The organism is Faecalibacterium butyricigenerans (genome assembly GCF_020687345.1).
GTDB lineage: Bacteria > Bacillota > Clostridia > Oscillospirales > Ruminococcaceae > Faecalibacterium > Faecalibacterium butyricigenerans.
The window spans coordinates 32,375-55,443 of record NZ_JAJEQL010000008.1; the positions used below are offsets into that span (position 1 = coordinate 32,375).

The following is a 23,069-nucleotide window of genomic DNA, read 5'->3' on the forward strand; positions in this document are numbered from 1 at the left end:
CGAACAATGGTTGAAGTTGACTTTTTGAAACATACTTATACCTGCCCTTTTTGTGGAAGGGAGCAGGTGTATTGGTCGTCACACTCTTCGGAGGATGTAGGATATTACAGTACTTGGAGCAATGATAATGTTCCGACTGTCGCACGAGATGCGGAGTTTAAATTTTACTGTTTTAAATGCAATAATAATGCTTGCGAAAAAGTAACAGTGATAGGAAAAGGCAGATTCACAGACACCGTAATAAGTATCGTTCCTCAGTATGTACACAAGCACTACCCGAGTTATATTCCTCAGCAAATTCGTAATGATTACGAAGAAGCCAATATGATTTTAGATAAAAGTCCTAAAGCGGCGGCGACACTTTTGCGCCGTTGCTTACAAGGAATGCTTCATGATTTTTGGAATATTCATGAAAAAAATCTTAATGCTGAAATTACGACATTAAAGAATAAAGTTCCAACGTCTCAGTGGAATGCGATTGATGGATTACGCAAGATCGGTAATATTGGTGCCCATATGGAACAGGACGTTGACCGTATTGTTGAAGTTGATGCAAATGAAGCACAGAAATTGAACCGATTGATTGAACTGCTAATTGAAAAATGGTATATTGCACGGCATGATGAAGAGTTACTGTATGCGGAAATTTGTGATATTTCAGATGAAAAGCAAGACCAAAGAAAGCGGGGTACAGAATAATGTTGCTATCTGAAGATGAACAAGTTTCGCAGGCATATAAAAACGGACCGCTAGGAAGTGTTCCTATTGACTGGGAAAAAACACCTTTTTCTGAACTGTTTGTGAGCTTTATCGAATATACAAACGATTTGGATCGTTTTCCATTATATAGCTTAACAATTGAAGATGGTGTTACTGCGAAAACGGAACGTTATGAACGTAGTCATCTTGTGAAGAAGAAAAATCTTTACAAAGTGGTTCGTCCAAATGATTTTGTGTACAATCCAATGAACGTTCGTTTTGGTGCGATTGCACGATATAAAGGCTCTTCCCCTGTGGCTGTTTCTGGATATTATGATGTTTTTTCTTCAGTTCACGAAAGTGATTCAGTGTTCATGGAAAATTTTTTGACCTTTGCTCCGATAATCAGCTACTACAATAAGGTCTCGACCGGCTCACTTATAGAAAAGCAACGGGTACATTTCTCTAAATTCTTGAAATTCGCCTTTCCTCTACCTTCTTTACAGGAACGCAAAAAAATTGCTGCCATCCTCTCCACACAGGACAAAGTGATTGAGCTGAAAGAAAAGCTCCTTGCTCTAAAACAGCAGCAGAAAAAGTATCTGATGCAGCAACTGCTTATGCCAAAAAACAAAGAGAAATCATTCAAAGCCATTCATCTCAGTGACATATCTTGCCTGATAAATAAGCATATCGATGGTCAGAAATATAATTATGTCAGTACCGAAAATATTAGTCCAAACTTAAGCGGAAAGGTTTTATTTGATGAATCAAACATCGAAATCTCTGGAGTTGGCTTTAATGCAGGAGATATTTTAGTTGGAAATATCCGTCCCTATCTTAAAAAAGTTTGGAGGGCAAACAAAGATGGTTTATGTAGCACAGATGTCCTCGTTTTTAAACCCATCGGTATTTCCAGCGAATTTTTATATTATTTAATTGCAAACGATAACTTCTTTTTTAATGTAATGACGACCGCTAAAGGAAGCAAAATGCCTCGTGGAGATAAGAAGGCGATTATGAGCGCCAAGATGTTAATTCCAGAGTCGAGAATTGAACAAAATTTTATTGTTGAAATTTTAAGCACTGCTGACCATGAAATCAACCTGCTCCAAGAATCCATCGAGGCTGAAAAGCAGAAGAAAAAGGCACTGATGCAGTTGTTATTGACGGGAAAAGTGAGGGTGAAATGAAGTGGATTTAACGGAATATTTTATAAAATTGGCGTTTTTTCTTGTTCCAGGATTTATCTCATGGACCGTATACTCCATTCTTGTCAATCGAAAGGAAACGGAAAGTATTTCAACCGTTATTCGTGCATTCGGGTGTTCGATTGTAGATTATATGTTCGGGAACTTATTAATTATGGTGATAAATGCCGTACTCGAATTGATTTGCATCAAGACGGGCTGGGGGGCAATGTCGATTACCGAGATTATAAATCATCCCGGGACTACGATTCCACAAGAAAATTTAATAGCTGCACTCATTGTTGGCTTTCCCTTTGCGTTTGCTTTGGCAAAAGTGGATAGTGAAAACATTATTTTCTTCATAGCAGAAAAACTAAATATAACCTCTCGCTCAGGTAATACAGAAGTTTGGGATAATTTGTTTCTAGCACAACCGTGGATTATTTATAGAGATTTGATTACAAAGCACGTTTTTTATGGCTGTGTGCAAGAATATTCTGATAAACAAGATATTCACGAAATATTGTTGAGCAATGTTACCGTTTGGAATTCAGATGGAAGTGAGAGTTATTCGATGAAAAAAGTGTATCTTGCACGTAATATCAATGAATTTACAATAGAAATTGCAGATTATAATAAAGGAGAATAAAAACAATGTATGAAAAGAGACCGATGTCGGAAAACTATACCATTAAAAGCAGACGTCCTTCCACCCCTCCAAAAGACAAGGGAACCCCGCCGACAACGCCTAACCCGAATCCCGAGTACAAACCGCCGATTTTCAAGAAAGATTAAATTCTGATGGAGGTCACCATGAACCTCGATAAATCCATTTACTCCGAAGCTAACATCAGCAAAAAGCCTGCGCTGGAACTGCTGCAGGCCATGGGGTATACATATCTCTCCCCGGAAGAATGCCGTCAGCAGCGCGGAAGTGGCTACCGGGTGCTGTTGCGGGATGTGCTGCGCGGTCAGCTGCGGAAACTGAACCGCTATACCTACGGCGGTGTGGAAAATGAATTTTCTGCAGTCAACATTGAGCACGCCATGGATGATCTGGAAATACCGCTGACGGACGGCCTTGTGCGCACCAGCGAGAAAATCTATGATGCGCTTATGCTGGGCAAAAGCTATCCCGAAACTGTAGGCGAAGGGCGGCTGCTGAACTTCAACTTGAAGTACATTGACTGGGAGGACCCGACGCAGAACCTTTACCATGTCACGGAAGAATTTGCGGTGGAAAGCGCCGATGGACAGCATGATGCCCGCCCGGACATCGTGCTGTTTGTCAATGGAATTCCGTTTGCGGTGATTGAGTGCAAGGCTCCGGATATCCCGGTGGAACAGGCCATTGAGCAAACCTGCCGTAACCAGCAGTCTCACTATATCCCCCAGCTTTATGCGTTTGCGCAGATCGTAATGGCGACCAATAAAAACGAGGTACGCTATGCGACAACGGGAACGCCGAAAAAATTCTGGAGCATCTGGAAAGAGCAGGATGCAGATTTCCTGAACCGGAAAATGGCTCAGCTGATCCCGAATCGGACACCAACGGTGCAGGATAAAGATATTGTTTCCCTGTTTACACCGGTCCGTTTGTTGGAACTGACAAAGTATTTCGTGCTGTTTGACTACAATGTGAAAAAGATCTGCCGATATCAGCAATATTTTGCGGTAAAGGAAATTCTGCACACAGTCAAGCAGCGGGATGAAAAAGGAAATCGGCGCGGCGGTGTGATCTGGCATACACAGGGCAGCGGAAAAAGTCTGACCATGGTGATGGTGGCGAAATATTTGCTGCTGGAGCTGCAGGCAGACCATCCACGCGTAGTGATCGTCACCGACCGAAAAGAGCTGGATAAGCAAATCACGGCGACATTCGCGCACACGCGGCTTCGCCCTGCGCGTGCTACCAACGGGCGGCATCTGCTGGGATTGGTTACGGATGAGCGGGTGGACATCGTCACCAGCATCATCAACAAATTCAGCACTGCCGAACGGCTGGACGGTTGCAACAAATCTCGGGACATCTTTGTTCTTGTGGACGAAAGCCACCGCTCCAATTACGGCAAAATGTCACATAAAATGCGGACGGTTTTTCCAAACGCCTGCTATATCGGTTTTACAGGAACGCCCTTGATGAAGAGCGAGAAGAACACCTTGAAAAAGTTTGGCGGACTGATTCACAAGTATACGATTCAGGACGGTGTAGCCGATGGTGCAATTGTTCCACTGATCTATGAAGGCCGCTTTGTGGAACAGAAAGTTGACGAAAAGAACATCGACCTATGGTTTCAGCAAACGACAAAACGTCTGACGGAATCACAGAGGGATGATCTCGCCCGGAAATGGAGCAGCATCCGACGACTGACCTCTACGGATGCACGCATCAAACGGATCGCTTTGGACATCAACGAGGACTTTTGCCAAACCTATAAAAATACAGGCTTCAAGGGAATGGTCGCCACCAATTACAAGCGGGATGCCGTTCGGTATCTGGAATGCTTTGAGCAATTTGGCGATCTGAACTGCGCTGTCGTGATCTCGGCCCCGGATCTGCGCGAGAGCGTGGATGATGCAGATGAAGGAGCAGACGACAAGGTAGTTGCCTACTGGAATCGGATGATGCAGCGCTATGGCAGTGCCGATGATTATGAAGAAGCAATCAAGGCACAGTATCATGCCGGAGAACTGGATCTTGTGATCGTGTGCAGCAAATGGCTTACCGGCTTTGATGAGCCGCTCTGCCAAGTGCTTTACTTGGACAAAGAACTTAAGGAGCACGGTTTGCTTCAGGCCATTGCCCGCACAAATCGCCTGTGTGAGGGCAAAAGCTATGGAATGATCGTGGATTACCGGAGCCTGATCAAAAAATTGGATGAGGCAATGGAACTTTACAGTGGTGCCGGGCTGGAAAACTTTGACGGGCATGATCTGAAAGGCGTTGTGGTAGATGTGCTCTCTGCGATTGGAACGGTACGCAGCGATTATTCCGTACTGATGGAGTTGTTTTCGGCTGTTCCCGGTCTGACACTTGCCGGAACCGATGCAGAGGCGGTAGAGGTTTTCTTGGCGGACAGTTCGAAGCGGGGAGAGTTTTACAAACGGCTGTGTAACTTTGGTCGCTCCTTGAATCTTGTTCTGAATTCTGAAAAAGCCTATGAGGCGCTGGCAGTGGAAGAGCGGGAAAAATATATCAAAGCATTTGGCTTTTTCTCTGCGGTACGGCGCAGCGTGAAACCTCGTTATGGGGATTCAATCGACAATCGGGAATACGAACCTCTGATGCAAAACTTGCTGGACGTACACCTTTCAGTAGAGGGTCTGAAGCGAATCACCGAGCCGGTAGACATTCTGGACAGAGATGCGTTTGAAAAGGAATTAAACGAGTTAGGCTCACTGCGTGCCAAAGCTGATGCGATTCGCACACGGCTCGCCAAGAGTATCAATACGAAGTATCAGGAGAACCCAGCATACTATGAAAATTTTTCCAAGCGCATCAAGGAAGCGCTTGAGCTGTATAAAGCCCGGACGATAACGGAGGCAGAATATCTGGCCAAGATGCGGGATATTCTGGAGGATTACCGCACGGGAAAAAGCGCTATCGCATACCCGGATCGTATCCGAGCCAATGTCCATGCACAGGCGTTCTATGGTGTACTGACCGCGATTTTCTCCAATGAAAAATTGTCAGTGGAGCCTGATTTTGCCGCCGAGATGGCACTGGATATTACGACAATCATCGAAAAGCATAGCCAGGTGGACTGGACCCATAACCTGACGATTCATGATCGAATCTCACAGGATATTGATGATCTGTTTTACCGCTACCAAAAAGAAAGGGGCCTGGTACTTTCTTTTGATGTGATCGACATGATTATTGAGAATGTTAAAACAGTTGCGTTGCGGAGGTTTGCATGATACAGTTTTGTGAAGTTGAGACGGAGCATGGGTGTATCTGCTATCAGCTGGAACGAAAAAATGTACGCAATATCAACCTTCGGATTCGGACAGATGCCTCTGTTTATATTTCTGCTCCGAAAGATGTTCCGGAAAGTGTTGTTACGCAATTCGTGAAACGACGTAGCCGTTACATTGCTGAGGCACAGCAGCATTTTCGAGAATTCCAACAGTATGCACCGCAGCCTCGACATTACATCAGTGGGGAAAGCTTTTCCGTTTTGGGGCGCAGTCTGCGTCTGCAGGTAGAGCAAGGAAAAAAAGACGATATACGTTCCGATGGCGTTTATCTCTATCTTACCGTAAAAGACACAGAAGATCAGGAACAAAAAAAGCGTCTTGTTGACTGTTATCTGAATAAGATGTGTCGCGAAATATTTCAGCAGACGGTGGATCAGCTTTATCCAATATTTCGAAAATATGATGTGCCATTTCCACGAATCCATATTCGATCGATGGATACTCGCTGGGGATCTTGTCTTCCACAGAAAGCTATCATTACATTGAACCGGCACTTGCTCGAAATGCCCGTCAGTTGCATTGAATATGTAGTATTGCACGAGTTTTGTCATTTTCTGTACCCAAACCACTCGAAGGATTTTTATGCGATCCTGACAACACTCATGCCCGATTGGCAGCAACGCAAAAAACTGTTAGACAAAAATGCACAGTTTGAATGGAGTCAAAAATATGAAACATTTTGTGGTGGTGAGAGCTGAAGGGTATATGACCAGCAGACCCGCAAGCAGTGTCTTCGTATATACAAAGACCATTTTGCGTTGCAAAATACTTGTTGGGAAATCCCAAACCCTTTCAAATCTGCACCGTCCCGGCGCAGGCTGCGCGATGGAATCGCTGAATAGCACAAAGGCATGTTGGAGTCCAGATGTGAAAAAATGGCAAAGCAGATAAAATCCCCTTTACCGTCTCAAAAAATATTCTATTACGTTGTGATTGCGTTGGCGTTGACCTGCTTACAGCACTGACGATATCCGCTTCACCTTCAAGAACGGTCAAGAAATCAAGGTATAAAAGAACCGCCCCACCATCGGATTTACTCCGGTAGTGAGGCGGTTTTTCTGTGATATTATTCGGATTATGTTGTTTTCAAAAATTCATCATAACTCTCCTGAAGTCTCTTATTTAAGTCGCCATAGAAATATTGTTGAATCTCTTTTTTATGGGTAGGAACATATTCATCCACCCAATTTTCCAAACACGCTGTCACATTCACTAAAAGCTCATTCAGATGCATATGGTAGGACCCTTCATGCGGCTGAGCTTCCTTTAGATAATTACTCTCCATCATCGCTCTCCAAGTATCGACAAATGTATCTGAATTGTCCATTTTTTTAGCCGCCATATTGATTGCCTTTATTTGGTCCTGTGCAATTCTGTACTGTCCCAATTCATAGCACATTTGATGGAATTCTAAAGGTACTTCATAAAACAAATTGCTTTCTAAAACATTAGACCAAAACCCAACTAAATCTCTTTTTATATCTTCCGGTAAATCTTCTATTAGCCTTCTGACCGATTTTTCAGATAACCCTGTTGCTTCACAGAATCTAATAACATCTGGATTTTCACTTTTAATTGAAGATAAGCCAAACAGGTAATCTGCTGAACATCCAAAAAAATCACAATACGCTTTGACATATCTACCCTGCAATTTATCTGTACCTTCTAAATTTAAGTGTTCCTGTATTCTGCGCGTCATACTTCCTATTATAGATATCTCGTCTTCAGATGCACTGTCTACAGGGACTATCTCCTCGGCATATAAAGCCTGCGCTAATTCTCTTGCCGTTGAAAGGTTTCGCTCCTCCATCAATTTCCACAGTCTGTTATAGAAAATCTTTTCATCATCATGTTTTATAGATTTGAATGCCATTATATCACCTCATTAAAGACATATTTATCTTTTTTATGTTTACAAACGATTGAAACAGACGATTTTAAAGATTGATTCATCCGTCATCTAGTAGTATGATATAGCTACACCAAGGAACTGTCAATCCCAGACAAACATATATTTAGGAGGTTATCTATGAACAAACAAAATACTATGCAGCCACTCGGCGAAACGAAATCTCTCCAGAACATAGTCATCGATGAAGTCTGTCAAAAAATTTCTGATGCAGTAATCGATGCCGAAGCCACATCAGAAGAGAAATATATAACAAAACAAAAATTAATTGTGTCGGCCGATGACATGAACACCCAAGAACAGCTGGATGCTATGGACAGAAGTTACGACCGCAGAAATCAGGAGCGTTGGCAAAACGTACTCTATTTTGCCGTAGTATCTTTTAGTGTAGTTGGAATAGCAACTGGTAGCCCTATTGCAATCAAAAACGTCCACAGACTTCTCTCAGCCGCATAAGTTGAACTGAAAAAGCCCGGAGTTTTCTACATTGTATGAATTTGATGTTGAAAATTCGATGTTTCGTCCTATTGACGGTTTTGTGCAGAGCAGCTATAATATAATCGATATTATCATAATTCAAATTATATTAAGCAAGAGGTGAACGGTATGGACTTCATCGGCAGAACATCCGAACTGGCGACGCTGAATGCAGAATTAGAGCGTGGCAGCGGTTTTGTGGTAATTTATGGCAGACGGCGCGTTGGAAAAACGACGTTGATTAAAGAGTTTATCAAGGATAAACGAGCCTTTTATTTTCTGGCAACAACAGAAAGCGAAGCCCAGAGCATGAAGCGGTTTGCCGGGGTGCTTTCCCGTACCACGAAGAATCCCATGCTCAGCAAAGTCACATTCACCGACTGGCTGGATTTATTCCAAGTGGTAGCAGACGACCACCCGGATGAGAAAAAGGTGCTTGTCATTGATGAATTTCCGTATCTGGTCAAGACGAACCCGGATTTCCCGTCCATCTTGCAAAACGCATGGGATGAAGTGCTGAAAGACCATAACGTGATGCTGATTCTCTGCGGTTCCCTCATCAGCATGATGAAAAAACACGCACTTGCCTACGACAGTCCGCTCTATGGCCGCAGAACGGCGCAGATTCGGCTGATGCCTTTGCAATTCACGGATGTGTATGCGGCACAGAACCTGTCGTTTGAGCAAGCTGTGGAGCAGTATGCCATTACAGGCGGTGTACCGAAATATATGGAGTTTTTCCAGACAGACGAGCCGCTGGTGGAGCAGATTCGGCGTGTGGTACTGTCGAAAAATGGCTTTTTGTATGAAGAACCGGATTTCTTGCTCAACGAGGAAGTGCAGACGCCAATCAACTATTTCTCCGTGCTAAAAGCGATTTCGGACGGCAACCACAAGCTGAGCAAGATCGGTATGACGATGGAGCAGGACACGTCAGCTATTACGCCGTACCTGAAAACACTGATCGACCTTGGTTTTGTTATCAAGAACATTCCCATCACCGAAAAGAATCCAGAGCGTTCCCGGAAGAGCCTGTACTATGTTTCGGACAACTTCATCCGCTTCTGGTTCCGCTATGTGTACCCGTTCAAGGGGGAGTTGGAACTAGACAACCAACAGATCGTGCTGGACGAGATGGGCAAAGACTTTAAGCAAAAATTTGTGGCTTTCGCTTATGAGAGCATCTGCCGGAACATCTTTGCGGAGCTGTGCCGAAAGGGGCAGATCGGCTTTGCACCCTCACGCATTGGTTCTTACTGGCGCAACGACAACGAGGGAGACACAGAGATCGATGTTGCAGCGGTGGACCATCAGCATAAGCGGCTGTTCCTCGGTGAGTGCAAGTACCATGCGAAACCTGTGGATGTGGCGGTCTACGCTGCCTTGCAGGAAAAGGGGCAGTCCAAAGAACTTACAGTGGCCTTTAAGGGCTACGAAATTGTGTACGGGCTGTTCTCCAAGAGCGGCTTTACAGATCGACTGGTGGAAATGGCAGCGGAGAATTCCGACCTGATTCTGATTCAGGAAGATGCAGTTTACAAGAAATAATATAATCCGAATTATCATAAGTTTAATTATATTATTGCGGGATTTTCTGTGCGCTATGTTTAGCGACCTTGGACTAAGATGTAGCATCCTTTGGGCAAGATTTAGCAACTATGCCTTAAAAAATAGCAATCTCTGAAAAAGTTTAGCAGGTGTTCATATCTCATGGGGTACGGAAAGTGTGGAAAGTAATGCGGAAAGTGCGGAAACTTGCCATATAAAAAAGCAGAAACTTCTTTCCCCAAATGGCAACCTTTATGCTAAAAGAGTCAACTTCATCTCAAAAACTGGCAACCTCCATGCTAAAAGTGGCAAGTGACATATACAAAATGCCATTATACAGAACTGCCCACTCCCCTGAGAACTTCTCAGACGAGTGGGCATTCTTCTTCCTATATATCAAATATACCTTTGTGGTCACTCAAATCGCCACCAAGTCATGGATCAAAAATCATCATTTTTTATTTGTCCCAGAGTAAGTGCACGGTTTCTGCACTGTTTTTGCACGGTTTCAAGGGATGCAATGGGTACTCTGACTTGCAAAATACGACAAAGGGTGCAGAAATTGCTGGGCGGAAAATCACGATGCTTTGCGCAAAAACGACGTAAACTCGAAACTTCTAAAATCAGAGTGTTCTGCCCGGTGGGTTCTTTTAATCAGAGGGCCAGGGATTCGAGTTCCCTCGAGCGCACCAAAGAAAAACCTACGATTAGCCGTTGAAAATGCGGCGAAAATCGTAGGCTTTTCTATTTTTATATGCTGAAAATGGGCTGGAAAATGTGACAAATCTGAAAATTTCTGTAGTAAATACCCCCAATACTGGACACCCAGTATTGGGGGTATTTATCATTTTGCAGCGGCCCCGCTGCTTTCGGGTGTTATGCCCGAACAGGAGAAATAGGAGGAGATCTCTTGGGCGGTTGTGGATCAGATGACCGGGCCAAGAGTGTAAATATCGATGGAACTGTGATAGCCGAGGGTCTCATTTTTGGTCTGCTTGCCGGAGAGCAGGTCGAGAATGGCGGAAAAGGCCTCCTCGCCTACCTCCTCGATGCTCTTTTCGCCGGTGATGATACGGCCGGCGTTGATGTCCATATCGTGCGACATCCGCTCGTAGGTGTTGGGGTTGCCGCACACCTTCAGGACGGGCATGGTAGGAAAGCCCTGCGGTGCGCCGCGGCCGGTGGAGAACATCATAAACTGTGCACCGGTGGCGGCCATGCCGGTCAAGATCTCTGGCTCGCGGCCCGGTGTGTCCTTGATCCAGAGTCCCTTGCGCTGGCCGATGGTCTCGGGGTACTCCATGACGCCCTGAATGGGACGGGTGCCGCTTTTTACGATGGCACCAAGGCTCTTTTCCTCGATGGAAGACAGACCACCCTCGATGTTGCCCGGGGTGGGCTGGCCCTTGCGCATATCGCAGCCGAGACTTCGGGCACGCGCTTCCATCCGGTTTACGATCTCATAAATTTTGTCGCTTACTTCCGGATTGACCGCACGGCGGGCCAGCAGATGCTCGCCGCCCAGAAACTCCGTTGTCTCGCCGAAAACGACCGTCGCACCGAGGTCCACCAGCTTGTCGGCCACATAGCCCACGACGCAGTTGGAGGCCATGCCGGAGGTGGTGTCCGAAGCGCCGCATTTGATGGCCATGGTGATGCGGTCGATGCTGACAGGCTGGCGCTGGATGCCGCTGACGAGCATTACCAGCTCCTGCGCGGCATCGATACCGGCCTTGATGGCGGCGCTGACACCGCCCAGTTCCTGAATGCGGATGATGCGGACGGGTTTCCCCGTCTTGCGGATCTCAGCGGTCAGCCGCTCGTGGTCGGTGCCCTCGCAGCCGAGGCTCACCACCAAGACCGCTGCCACATTGGGGCTTTTGCCCAGCGAGATGAGCGTTTCGGTGACACGGTCGAGGTCAGGCGGAAGCTGGCAGCAGCCTTGGTGGTGGAAATAGCCCACTGTCCCGGCTACCTGCCGCACGATGGCAGAGGCCACGTCTCCGGCACAGGTCACGCTGGGCATGACGGCCACATGGTTCCGACATCCGACCTGTCCATCCGGGCGGACATATCCCATAAATTCATACGCCATGATAATTTCCCTCCCGTTTTGGCAGGTCGCCCCGGCCGCGCAGGCTGTCGAGGTTCTGGATATGGACATGATCGCCTTTTCTGATGTTCTGGGTGGCGATGCCGATCTCTTCGCCGTATTTGAAGATCAGCTCGCCCAGCTTGATGTCGCGGACGGCGATCTTGTGCCCATAGGGGATCTCGCCGTGGACCGTGAGCGTCTCGACAAAGCCTTTCTTATCACGCAGCTCCACCTCGCTCCCATTGTGGATGCCGTTGGCAAAGATCGTTGCGACGTTGTCTCTGTCGTTTACTTTCAGAGCAATTCGGGGTCCATCCATTGTCATCTGCTCCTTTCAGGATACCGCCAGCACGGCGACGCCGTCCGGGATGACGACGACCTTTGCATCCGGCCCCTTCATCTCGTAGGCGATGGCCAGCGCTTCATCGGGGGTCGAGGCGGGTATCATATTGGCTTTGCGGACCAGCTCGTGGTCCAGATAGGTCGTGACTAAAATTACCTTGTGCTTTTTCAGGATGCGGGCATAGATCTGGGGACACCACTGTTCCGGGATGGTCTTGTCTGGGGGGATCTGCGAGAGATAAGCCTCGATCTCCTCCGGGGTGCCCAAGGTGATGAGCTTTTCGAAATTGGTGCCGCCCATGCCGTCGATGCAGGAGCAGCACATGATGATGACGCCGCTCTCCGCACAGCAGGCTTCGGCTGTGGCGACGGCCTTGGGAGACTGATAGAGGTTCTGGTCCAGCGGGTAGCCGCCGTTGGAGGTGACGACGATGTCGCCTTTTACGACGGGGCACTGAGACTGCTCACGGATAAAGGCGACGCCCGCAGCATGAGCCTCCTCCAAGTCACCGGCAAAGGCAGCTACGACATTCTTTTTTTCGCCCAAGGCCACATTCAGGATGAACTGCACATTGACCCGGCGGGCAGCGGCGATCATGTCCTCGTGGATGGGGTTGTGCTCGAGGACGCCTGTCTTGGCCCATGGGCTGGAGATGGCTTTAAAAGAGTGGTTCTCGTTGACCGTCTTTTCCGCGCAGATGCCCGGCAGGATGCTCTTGCGTCCACCCGAAAAGCCCGCAAAGAAATGCGGCTCGATGAAGCCCTCCGTCACCAGCAGGTCGCACTCGGCAGCGAGACGGTTCACATAGAAGCCGGCACCCGAGGGCAGGGTGCCCAGATCGACAAAATCTGCTTCGCAGAACGCATTGTTCACCGCGATGTGCTCCTGATCGACGATCTGGTCGCCGAACATCCGGCGCTGCTCCTCTTCGGTCGTCGGGCGGTGCAGGCCGGTGGCGATCAGAATGGTAATGTCGGCGTCCGGCTGTCCGGCCCGTATCTCGGCCAGCAGCAGCGGCAGGGTGAGCCTGCTGGGAACGGCGCGGGTGTGATCCGATGTGACCAGAACGACCTTCTTTTTGCCTTTTGCCAGCTCGCGCAGGCGGGGCGTCCCGATGGGATGCTCCAGTGCCTCCTGCACGATGGCGGCTTCCGGCTGGCCGGGGTCATACTCATGCATCCGGGCCGTCAGGACGGCGGACAGATTCTTCTCTTCCACATGCAAAGGGAGTGTCTCGCGGCAATAGGGGATATGGATTTCTCTCAAGATATTCTCTCCTCTCTTTGACGGAGTTTCCCCGGACAGGCAGAAGACCGACCGTTTTCACGGCCGGTCTTCTGCCAGATGAGTTGCCCAAGGAGAAACACAAGACGATGGAAAAACGGGGAGGTAGGGGAGGTATTTATTGGAGAGCGGGGATGAAATCGGTGATTTCGGTGTGCATCAGGGCAGTCTCGATGGCAAAGTCAGACAGCTCCTGACCCAGACCCGGGCGGTCCGGGATGATGTACTTGCCGTTGACGGGCTGCATATCGTACTTGCCCAGCTTGTTGATGCACTCCTGCGTGGTGCGGAAGTGGTGCTCGTGGATGCCGAAGTTGGGGATGGCGGCCTCCAGCTGGATGGAAGCTGCGTTGGTGATGACCGCACCGGCCACATGGACCTGCACGCGGGCGTCAAAGACGTGTGCCATGTCGGCGATCTTCTTCAGCTCGGTGATGCCGCCGCAGTTGCAGGCGTCGGGCTGGATGAGCTGGATGGAGTTGTTTTTGAGGAAGTTGTAGTAGCCCCAGCGGGAGTAGATGCGCTCACCGGCGGCCAGAGGCGTGCGGATGCGCTGGCGCAGCTCCTTCATCATGTCGGGGTTCAGCATAGTGACAGGTTCCTCGTAAGCCATCATATCGTACTTGTCGCACAGCTCGCCGATGCGGATGGCAGAGGTCAGGTCGGTCTGGCAGTGGTTCTCGACGATGATGTCAATATCGGGGAACTCCTCGCGGATGGCAGCCATGCGGCTCTCGATCCGCTTGTAGAGCGAACGGTCGGGGAAGCCTTCCTTGGACAGGTGAGGAATCTTCTTGGCGTTCTCATCGTAGGTGGTGAAGTCAATCTTCACCGCGTCGTAGCCCTCGCTGACGGCGTGGCGGACGATGTCCACATACTCCTTGTCGGAGCCCCAGGGGCCGATCTTGGTGGTCCAGCCGAACTGCAGCTGACTTGCGTAGCAGCGCAGCTCGTCACGGCACTTGCCGCCCAGCAGCTGGTAGATGGGCACGCCCAGAGCCTTGCCCTTGATGTCCCACAGAGCGATGTCCAGAGCGGACATACCGGAGAAGACGACCACGCCGCCGCCCTGACCCCAGAAGGTGCCCTTCAGGATGGTCTCCCAGATCAGCTCGGTGTTCATGGGGTCCATGCCAATGATATGGTGGGCCATGTCGATGATCATGCCATAGGCTGCGGTATAACCGGTGCCGTAAGCGACACCCGCTTCGCCGTCGCCGTAGATACCTTCATCGGTATAGACACGGCAGCAAATAGGATAACGGGCGCCGCGCTGTTCGCCGGCATCCAGAACCCAGACGTCTACTTTCGTAATCTTCATGGTGCATTACTCCTTTTTATGATCTCTGCTGCTGCGTGCAGCAGCTTGTTCCGCTCACTGGATCGTGACGCGGTCGCAGTTCCTGAAGGCCACCTCGCTCAGCTCGTTGCCCAGACCCGGCAGATCGGGGACGGAGAACTTGCCGTTCACCGGCTGGTAATCGTGGATGCACAGCTCCTTGTTGTACGGGCTGAGGGCGTAGGTGTGATGCTCGTGGATGACGAAGTTCGGGATGGCGCATTCCAGATGCAGGGCTGCCGCCGTGGACAGGGGGCTGCCGCAGGCATGGACCTGAACGCCGACATCGAAGACATGGGCCATATCGCAGATCTTCTTGATCTCGGTGATGCCGCCGCAGGTGCCGACGTCCGGCTGGATGACCTGAATGGCGTTCTGTTTGAAGTACTCGATGTACTGCCAGCGGGTATAGATGCGCTCACCGTTTGCGATAGGCAGGCCCGTTTCGTCGTGGACGAACTTGGACAGCTGGGGAGTGGGGGTGGAAGGTTCTTCGAAGTAGAAGATGTTGTACTTCTTGACCAGATTGCCCAGCTGGGCGGCGGACTGGGAATCCGTAAAGGAATGGTTCTCGATGATGAGATCCACATTGGGGCCGATGGCCTCGCGGACCGCCTTTACGCGGGCCTCGTACATCTGCAGATATTCCGGGCTGAGCAGGCCGAGGCGGTCGTTGTCGTTGAAGTTGCCCTCGTCCGGCTTGAAGGTAAAGAAGTCGATCTTGATGGCATCGTAGCCCTCGGCCACGGCCTTCTTGGCCTCGCGGGCGTAGTCGTCCGGGGTGCGCTGGGGGATGATGTCGGGGCCCCAGCTGAACTGCAGCTGGCTGGCGTAGGTGCGCAGCTTTTCGCGGCGCTTACCGCCCAGCAGCTCGTAGATGGGGGCGTTGTAGTACTTGCCCTTGATGTCCCAGAGCGCAATGTCGATGGCCGAGATTCCGGCGAAGATCACAGGGCCGCCATTCTGGCCCCAGAAGGTGGTGCGGTACAGCTTGTCCCAGATGACCTCATGCTGCAGCGGGTCCATGCCGATGATGAGCTTGGCAAAGTTCTGTACGATGCCGAACGCTGCGATCTGGGACTCGCCGTAGGCCAGAGCGGCTTCACCGTCGCCGTAGATGCCTTCGTCGGTGTAGATGCGGCAGACGATGGGGCGCCAGTGGCCGTTTTTCAGATTGGTTTTCAGATGCAGGACGTCAACCTTTGTGATTTTCATAGAGCGAAGCTCCTTTCATAGACCGGATCAACCGAATGTGAGGGACCAATCACCCAGAACACCGAGAGAGATGGCTGGGACAAAGGACACGATGAAGAACGCTACGATGAGGCCGATGAGGAACGGCATAAACGCCCTGACGATCTTGTCGATGCTGAGTCCTGTCATGGAGGAACCGACGAACAGGTTCAGTGCGACAGGCGGGGTGACGAATGCGATGGCCAGAGCCAGCGTCATGATGATGCCGAAGTGGATGGGGTCGATGCCGACCTGAGAGACGACAGCCAGCAGGGTGGGGGCCAGAATGACGATGGCGGGGGTGGTCTGGACGAACATACCGACGATGAACATGATGACGAAGATCATGCACAGGACGATGTAGGGGTTGGTGGAGATGCTGAACATGAAGTTGGCAATGATCTTGGTGATGTTCAGGTAGGCGAAGACCTGACCGGTGGCCTTGGAGGGGGCCATGACGAACATGGTGCCGGCGATAAAGGCAGCGTTGTCGCGGAAGATGGCCCACAGCTTCTCCAGCTTCAGCTCTCTGTGAACGAACAGGCCGATGACGATGCCGTAGACAGACGCCACGACGGCAGCTTCGGTAGCGGTGAAGATGCCGGAGTAGATGCCGCCCAGAATGATGACGGGCATGATGAGCGCCCACTTGGCGTCCCAGAAGCTGGAAGCAATGTTCTTCAGCTCCAGCTTGGTGTCACCCTTGATGCCCCAGCGCTTGCACATGACGTAGTTGATGAGCATGAGCAAGCCGCCGACGACAAAAGCGGGGCCAAGGCCGGCTATGAACAGCTTGCCGACCGACACGTTGCAGGTGACGCCGTACAGGACCATCGGGTAGCTGGGAGGAACGATGACGCCCAGACCGCCTGCACAGCAGGTGAGGCCGGTGGCGTAGTATTTGTTATAGCCGTTGGAGACCATCATGGGGATCATGATGGAGCCGATGGCGGCGACCGTTGCGGGGGCAGAGCCGGAAACTGCACCGAAGAACATACAGGCGATGACAGTGACCATGCCCAGAGAGCCGGTGATGCCGCCGACCAGAGAGTTTGCAAAGCGCACCAGACGCTTCGACAGACCGCCGGTCTCCATGATGGTGCCGCAGATCATAAAGAAGGGAAGTGCCAGATTGGTAAAGCTTGCAACACCGCCGTACAGGGTCTGGGCGATGAAGTTGGTGGTAGTGACCGGGTTCATGCCGATCAGAACGAGCATTGCGATGTAGATGGAGACGGCAATGGGAACACCCAGAAACATCAGACCAAACATCACAAGGAACATAATGCCAGTTGCTATTATTTGGTGCCTCCCTTCTCATTCATCGCTGCTTTCTTTGCGTTCCACTCGCGCTCGCAGGCGTCCAGATCCATGGAGGGCTTGGAGGCGCCGAGGTTCTCCTCGCTCTCCTTGGCCAGCTTGATGGTGTCCTGGATCAGGCGGATCACTGTGAGCAGCAGGCTGATGGGAATGACGATGTACACCAGCTGCTGGGGGATCTTCAGCATCGTGGTCTTGCTGGCGCCCAGAAGCTTGATGACGTTGAACATGATGACGCTGATATACACGTTGAAGAGGGCGAAGATCACGTTGGAGATGATGAGCATGACCTTCTTCACCTTGAAGGGCATCATGTCCAGAAGGAAATCGATGCGCAGGTGCTTGCGGTAGGTAACAGCCGCAGAGATCGCCAGATAGATCATCCAGACGAACATGATGGTGGCAAACTCCTCCATCCATGTCCAAGAATGATGCAGAATAAACCGACTGAACACCTGAAGCGTGAGCATTACTGTCAGTACGATGAAGCAAAGCGTCGCCAGATACAGCTCGATGTTATTCAGGAATGTTTTTAAATCAAACTTTCCGTTTTTCATGTATGTATCTCCTTACGAACCTTAGCATTGCAGTGGAACATTCGTTTTCCGGGGCGGCTTATTTCTTGCCTGCCTCGTAGTCCTCCACGAAGGAGATCAGGGCATTGTAGGCGTCGGTGCCCATCTGCTTCTCGACCATGGGCCAGATGGGTTCCTTGACCTTGTCCTGGAACGCCTTCAGCTCATCGTCGGTCAGGTAGATGACCTTCGTACCGGCGTCGTCCTCGACCGTCTGGATAAAGCCGTCGGCCAGCTCTGCGGTGTGCTTGCGGCCTTCGTTCTGGGCCTCGACCATGACGTCGCGGATGAGCTGCTGGTCGTCTGCGGAAAGCTGGTTCCAGATGACGGGGCTGATGGCCGGGATGGTGGCGGTGAAGTTGTGGTTGGTCATGACCATGTAGTTCTGCAGCTCGTAGACCTTGGAGGAGACGATGTTGGACGGGGGGTTCTCCTGTGCATCCACCATGCCCTGCTGCAGAGCGGTGTACAGCTCGGAGTATGCAACGGGGGTCACGGCGCAGCCCAGAGCTTCCCAAGTGGCAGTCTGGATGGGGTCGGGCATGACGCGGATCTTAACGCCCTTCAGGTCGTCGGGCGTGTGGACCTCGTTGTTGCAGGTCAGTTCCCGGAAACCGATGTCGAAGAAGGCCAGAGGAATGGTGGTGGTGTCCTCCTGCGCCTTCTGCAGCCAGCTCTGGCCGACCTCGGAGTCCAGAACAGCATACGCCTCGTCGTAGTTCAGGTAGAGGTAGGGCATATTCAGGCCGGCGAATGCGGAGGTGTAGTCGCCCCAAGAACCGCAGTTCAGGATGCCGATGTCGAATGCGCCGTTCTGCAGGCCGCCGATGTACTCCTGGGTGGAGGAAGCGATCTGACCGTCGGGGAATATCTGTGCGGTGATACGGCCATCGGTGCGGGCAGAGATTTGGTTGACGAAATAGAGCGCCGAGATGCCCAGAGCCGTGGTGCCGTCGCCTTCAAACTCGACCGTGGGAGAAGAGGAGGCGATGCGGAGGTTGATGGACTGGCCGGAAGCTGCGCCGCCGCCAGCTGCGGAGGTGGAGGTGGTGCCGCCGCTGCTGCCGCCGCAGGCCGACAGAAGACCTGCTGCACTCGCTGCTGCTACGACGGTCAGGAATTCACGACGAGAGATTTTTTTCATAATGAGTCTCCTTTCTTTTCTGTGCGTAGATCCGTTTTTTTGCAAACAAGCATTTCTTCGTGATCGCTCGGTGCGGGCCACTTGCTTTGTTTTGGTACAACTGCTATACTAGTCATAATCGACGATCTTCGTGCAGGGAAGGGGCCGGTGTACAGAGCCGAACTTGTTTGTGTTTCTGTTCTTATTATAGAGAGGTTTTCCGGTTTCGTCCAACATCTGTTTCGTCCCGATTCATAACTTTCGGTAGTAATTTTCATAAAGTGTTAAAAATTTTGTGGAAGATGCTCAAATGCGCGCCAAGCGAAAACAGAAAGAACGATGGGAGGATATTCGATGAATTTTCAATCCTTGGTCTATTTCAAGACCGTTGCAGAGCTGCAACACTATACAAAGGCCGCCAGCACCCTTTTCATTACCCAGCCGGCTCTGTCCAAGGCGATCCACAACCTGGAGGTCGAGCTGGGCGTGACGCTGTTCCAGAAGGAGGGCAGAAATGTCACGCTGACGCCCAGCGGCGCGGTCTTTTACGAGTACGTCAAGCGTGCGGTGGATGAGATCAACAATGGCATGAAAGCTGTGCAGCATCGTGCCGATGTGGAGCGGAATATCATCTTTGTCTCGGCGCTTTTTTCCAACTATACCGAGTTCCTGCCGGAGAAGATCGCACAGTTCCGCAAGATGAACCCCACCTACCGCTTCCGCATCGAGTACAAATATACCTCTATCATCGTGAACGATGTCCTGCAGGGGAACAGTGAGCTGGGCCTGTGCAGCAACCTGAGTCCGGATGACCCGGCACTCTGCTCTCTGGATTGGCGTGTCATCCATAAAGAGCCGGTCGGACTTATCGTTGGCAAAAATCACCCCTTTGCGCACCGAAGCTCTGTTTCCGTCGAAGACCTGCGCGACGAGCGCTTTATCGTCTACATCCGCAGCTTCCGCGGAACGAACCAGATGCTGTATGACCTGTGCTCGCCCTATGGCTTTGAGCCGAACATCGCAATGGAGGCATACAACGACTACGGCGTCCTGAACTCGGTGGCCTCCGGCGACGGCATTGCAATCATCCCCACCACCCGATTTCTGGAACGACCCGATGTGGTCCGCATCCCGCTGGACCTCAAAGAGCCGCTCATGCGCGACCTTACACTGATCTGGCGCAAAAACGAGAAGCTTCCGCCCGCTGCCGCCGCATTCCGGGATATGCTCATTTCGACCGCACAATAATGTGTTTTATGAAAAAACAGAACTGCCCCGCGTCTGCCGGAAAAGATCCGGTGACGCGGGGCAGTTCTGTCTGGGTATGAAAAAAGAGGTTTCGGATGTCTTGGCTCAGAAAAGGAACATCAGCAGGCGGCCATAGCCGTAACACAGGGCCGAGAAGAGGATCACCGAGGGCAGGGCCTTTGCCACAAGGTCGGCGAAGGTCGTGTGGTAGTAGTCTGCCGCCACAAAAGCACAGACGTGGGTGGGCGAAAGCTCCATGGCCGCCCACACTGCACCCATCAGCATGGCGAGGAAGGGCAGGCCCTCGTCCGGGATGGCCGTCATGGCGATGGGCATACATAGGGCGACCACGGCCTGCGAGCCGCCGATGATGGTGCCGAAGAAGAACAGCAGGAAGAAGGAGAGCGGCAGGGAGATGGGGAACTGACGGAAGAAGTCCGGCAGCGCACCCAGCACGCCCGTGTAAGCCAGCACACCCTTGAACAGCATCACGAGATACATATTGCCCAGAAGCACCGGCTCTGCGGAGCGGACGATGAGGTCTTTCAGGTCGCTCTTCCTGAAGTGATCGACAAAATAGTTCAGCAGGATGACGAAAGCGCCCGCAAAGGTCGCCGAGATGTTGCCGACGATGATGATGGCAAGGACCAGAATCAGAGTCCAGAGGTTGCGTACCAGCGCCATAAGCTCCCTGCCGGTGTCCACCTTTCCTTCCACCGGGGGCATCTCGCGGGGGATCTTTCGCAGATAGGTGAAATAGACCACCAGACAGGCCAGAACTACCAGCGGGATCATGGACAGGATGAAAAGGCCGACGTTCTGGCCGCTCAGCGACATGGCCAGCAGGATGACCGGGAAGGTCGGCAGGAACATCTCCGGGATGTGCCGGTAGAAGCAGGAAACGAAGGTCTTCGACTTTGCATCCAGATAGTCCTCACAGGTCTTATCCACCATGTCGGCGCAGATGGTCATGACCGCCGCAGAGGGCAGGAGGCCCATGATGGCAGGAGAGATGATGGTGTTCAGCCGCCGGTTGCGCAGGAGGTGGTCGAAGGAGTCCCGGGCGTTTTTCAAACGGCCCTTTTTCTCCATCATCAGCTGCAGGAAGATGATGACGTAAAAGCTCAGCAGAAGGTCGATGGTCTCCCATGCGATGGTCTGCCGGCCCAAGAGCAGCAAAGCCTCTGCGACCGGGATCTGGAACAGAAGGATGGCGCTGAGGATGCCCGCCGTCATGGCAAGGTAGAGCGGATACTTCAACCAGATGATCACCACAATGATGCAGAAAATCAGACCAAGCTTCGCAACTTCCACTGTTTTTCCTCCTCCCGAAGTCTGCTGTGAAGTTTCTTTGCACCACTAAGATAACATCTTGGGCAGGGGATGTCTAATCTCTTTCCAGAAGAGAACGATGAAATTTCGGAAGCCGAGAAGTTTCCGCCCGGAAAATTTGTGGAAAATGACCGAGAACCGCCCCGAAAGGGCGCAAATATACCCGATAAATGGCGTTTTAAGAGCAGAAATTTAGTCCAACGTCCAAAATTGGGGTCCGGACGCTTGACAAAGCGGAGATAGGATAGTACACTCAAAAAGAAAATTGATGCATAGCATCTACAAAGTGAAAAAGATTCACAGAAGAACGGGCGTCTCCGAACTGAAAAACGGAAGGAGGCTTGGGGCATGACGCTGTTTTCCTACGAGATTTTCGATGCAGTTGCGCGGCAGGGCAGCTTTAACAAGGCGGCCCAGCAGCTGCACCTGACCCCCTCTGCCATCAGCCACGCCATCGCGGTGATGGAGGCAGAACTGGGCTTTACCTTATTTAACCGCGGCAAAAACGGCGTGACCATGACCAGCTACGGCGCCTCGCTCTACCCGTCCATCCGGGCGGTGCTCAACAGCGACGAAGCCCTGCAGCAGAGCATCGCCCGCCTCAACGGTCTGGAAAAGGGCAAGGTGAAGCTGGGTGCGTTCAACTCGGTCTGCGCCGGTCTGCTGCCCCAGATCCTCAAGAGTTTTATGGCCAGCTTCCCTCAGATCGAGGTGGAGGTCTATCAGGGCACCTACGATGATGTGAAGGAGTGGCTGCGCACCGGTCAGGTGGATCTGGCTTTCCTGTCCGCCACCTGCCGGGAGGAGTTCAACCTGACGGAGCTGTTCCGGGAGCCGCTGCTCTGCATCGTGCCGCAGGACTGGCCCGAGCCGCCAAACGGCATCATGACCCCCGAGCTGATGAACGGCCAGAGCTTCGTCGTCCAGTGCGACGCCACCGACGCCGAGATGCGCCAGTTCCTCAAGAAATATTCCATCTCTACAGAGCGCCGCTGCCATGTCATCGATGACCAGTCCAACATTGCGATGGTGGAAGCGGGCCTTGGCATCTCCATCATGCCCCGGATGCTGCTGCGCAGCTGCACCGCGGCCGTCAAGATTTACCCCATCGAGCCGGAGGAAGACCGCGTGGTGGGTCTGGCGGTCCAGCGCCCCACGGCGATGGCCCCGGCGGTCGAACAGATGTTCCATCACATCGTGGACTTCTGCCACCAGATGGACGCACAGCCTCTTTAAGAATCGTGAGAGAACGGGCCGCAGCACTGCGGTCCGTTTTTTTCATGCAGAACTGTAGAATTGACGATTGTATCCGGAGGCAAAATACGGTATACTATAGCAAACCTCAAATAAAATGGAGTTTATCATAACAGCAG

General features: G+C 51.3%; 20 protein-coding genes. 10 read left to right on the plus strand and 10 right to left on the minus strand.

Going from position 1 to position 23,069, the window contains the following annotated elements; all coding sequences use genetic code 11:
• Window positions 1-6: 6 nt before the first annotated feature.
• From LKD23_RS04830 to LKD23_RS04850, 5 genes are all read left to right on the plus strand, one after another.
• A complete protein-coding gene (locus tag LKD23_RS04830; RefSeq protein ID WP_227620665.1) occupies window positions 7-699 on the plus strand; it encodes a DUF4145 domain-containing protein in 693 nt (230 codons plus the stop codon).
• Entirely contained in the window at window positions 699-1,892 is a 1,194-nt protein-coding gene (locus LKD23_RS04835; protein WP_227620666.1) for a restriction endonuclease subunit S, read from the plus strand. Before LKD23_RS04830 ends, LKD23_RS04835 begins: the two co-directional genes overlap by 1 nt.
• A 1-nt stretch (window position 1,893) precedes the next feature.
• On the plus strand, window positions 1,894-2,538 hold the full coding sequence (locus LKD23_RS04840; protein ID WP_227620667.1) for a hypothetical protein: 645 nt from the start codon (window positions 1,894-1,896) through the stop codon (window positions 2,536-2,538).
• A gap of 164 nt (window positions 2,539-2,702) precedes the next feature.
• Window positions 2,703-5,810 (plus strand): type I restriction endonuclease subunit R, encoded by a 3,108-nt coding sequence (locus LKD23_RS04845; RefSeq protein WP_227620668.1) that lies wholly within the window; start codon window positions 2,703-2,705, stop codon window positions 5,808-5,810.
• Entirely contained in the window at window positions 5,807-6,568 is a 762-nt protein-coding gene (locus LKD23_RS04850) for a M48 family metallopeptidase (RefSeq protein WP_227620669.1), read from the plus strand. The genes LKD23_RS04845 and LKD23_RS04850 overlap by 4 nt, the downstream gene beginning before the upstream one ends.
• A 377-nt stretch (window positions 6,569-6,945) precedes the next feature.
• Here LKD23_RS04850 and LKD23_RS04855 read toward each other — a convergent pair whose 3' ends face one another.
• Window positions 6,946-7,743: a hypothetical protein gene (locus LKD23_RS04855; RefSeq protein ID WP_227620670.1), complete on the minus strand. Its 798-nt coding sequence runs from the start codon at window positions 7,741-7,743 to the stop codon at window positions 6,946-6,948.
• A gap of 156 nt (window positions 7,744-7,899) precedes the next feature.
• Between LKD23_RS04855 and LKD23_RS04860 the strand changes: the two genes are divergently transcribed.
• The 3 genes from LKD23_RS04860 (at window position 7,900) to LKD23_RS04870 (ending at window position 10,280) form a co-directional block, all read left to right on the plus strand.
• Window positions 7,900-8,235, plus strand: a complete 336-nt coding sequence (locus LKD23_RS04860; RefSeq protein ID WP_227620671.1) for a hypothetical protein — start codon at window positions 7,900-7,902, stop codon at window positions 8,233-8,235.
• A 150-nt stretch (window positions 8,236-8,385) separates the two neighbouring features.
• Window positions 8,386-9,804, plus strand: coding sequence for an ATP-binding protein (locus LKD23_RS04865; RefSeq protein WP_227620672.1), 1,419 nt, complete (start codon window positions 8,386-8,388; stop codon window positions 9,802-9,804).
• A 242-nt stretch (window positions 9,805-10,046) separates the two neighbouring features.
• A complete protein-coding gene (locus LKD23_RS04870) occupies window positions 10,047-10,280 on the plus strand; it encodes a hypothetical protein (protein ID WP_227620673.1) in 234 nt (77 codons plus the stop codon).
• Between the two features lie 449 nt (window positions 10,281-10,729).
• Here LKD23_RS04870 and LKD23_RS04875 read toward each other — a convergent pair whose 3' ends face one another.
• From LKD23_RS04875 to LKD23_RS04910, 8 genes are all read right to left on the minus strand, one after another.
• Complete coding sequence (locus LKD23_RS04875) at window positions 10,730-11,899, minus strand: UxaA family hydrolase (protein ID WP_227620674.1); 1,170 nt, start codon at window positions 11,897-11,899, stop codon at window positions 10,730-10,732.
• Entirely contained in the window at window positions 11,889-12,218 is a 330-nt protein-coding gene (locus tag LKD23_RS04880) for a UxaA family hydrolase (RefSeq protein ID WP_227620675.1), read from the minus strand. Before LKD23_RS04880 ends, LKD23_RS04875 begins: the two co-directional genes overlap by 11 nt.
• 15 nt (window positions 12,219-12,233) lie before the next feature.
• The gene (gene larA / locus LKD23_RS04885; protein WP_227620676.1) at window positions 12,234-13,508 is read right to left on the minus strand and encodes a nickel-dependent lactate racemase; all 1,275 of its coding nucleotides are present in this window, start codon (window positions 13,506-13,508) and stop codon (window positions 12,234-12,236) included.
• Window positions 13,509-13,644: 136 nt separating this feature from the next.
• A complete protein-coding gene (locus LKD23_RS04890) occupies window positions 13,645-14,847 on the minus strand; it encodes a mandelate racemase/muconate lactonizing enzyme family protein (protein ID WP_227620677.1) in 1,203 nt (400 codons plus the stop codon).
• A 54-nt stretch (window positions 14,848-14,901) separates the two neighbouring features.
• On the minus strand, window positions 14,902-16,080 hold the full coding sequence (locus tag LKD23_RS04895; protein ID WP_227620678.1) for a mandelate racemase/muconate lactonizing enzyme family protein: 1,179 nt from the start codon (window positions 16,078-16,080) through the stop codon (window positions 14,902-14,904).
• A 27-nt stretch (window positions 16,081-16,107) separates the two neighbouring features.
• The gene (locus LKD23_RS04900; RefSeq protein ID WP_227620679.1) at window positions 16,108-17,382 is read right to left on the minus strand and encodes a TRAP transporter large permease; all 1,275 of its coding nucleotides are present in this window, start codon (window positions 17,380-17,382) and stop codon (window positions 16,108-16,110) included.
• Window positions 17,383-17,396: 14 nt separating this feature from the next.
• Window positions 17,397-17,975, minus strand: a complete 579-nt coding sequence (locus LKD23_RS04905) for a TRAP transporter small permease (RefSeq protein WP_227620680.1) — start codon at window positions 17,973-17,975, stop codon at window positions 17,397-17,399.
• A 58-nt stretch (window positions 17,976-18,033) separates the two neighbouring features.
• Entirely contained in the window at window positions 18,034-19,137 is a 1,104-nt protein-coding gene (locus LKD23_RS04910) for a TRAP transporter substrate-binding protein (RefSeq protein ID WP_227620681.1), read from the minus strand.
• Between the two features lie 333 nt (window positions 19,138-19,470).
• Between LKD23_RS04910 and LKD23_RS04915 the strand changes: the two genes are divergently transcribed.
• A complete protein-coding gene (locus LKD23_RS04915) occupies window positions 19,471-20,364 on the plus strand; it encodes a LysR family transcriptional regulator (protein WP_227620682.1) in 894 nt (297 codons plus the stop codon).
• Window positions 20,365-20,469: 105 nt separating this feature from the next.
• On the opposite strand, the gene LKD23_RS04920 is transcribed toward LKD23_RS04915, so the two are convergent.
• A complete protein-coding gene (locus LKD23_RS04920) occupies window positions 20,470-21,678 on the minus strand; it encodes a DUF401 family protein (protein WP_227620683.1) in 1,209 nt (402 codons plus the stop codon).
• 366 nt (window positions 21,679-22,044) lie between these two features.
• Here LKD23_RS04920 and LKD23_RS04925 point away from each other — a divergent pair, with 366 nt between their 5' ends.
• Window positions 22,045-22,932 carry a LysR family transcriptional regulator gene (locus tag LKD23_RS04925; RefSeq protein ID WP_227620684.1) on the plus strand — a complete coding sequence of 296 codons (888 nt, stop codon included), beginning with the start codon at window positions 22,045-22,047 and terminating at the stop codon, window positions 22,930-22,932.
• Window positions 22,933-23,069: the final 137 nt, after the last annotated feature.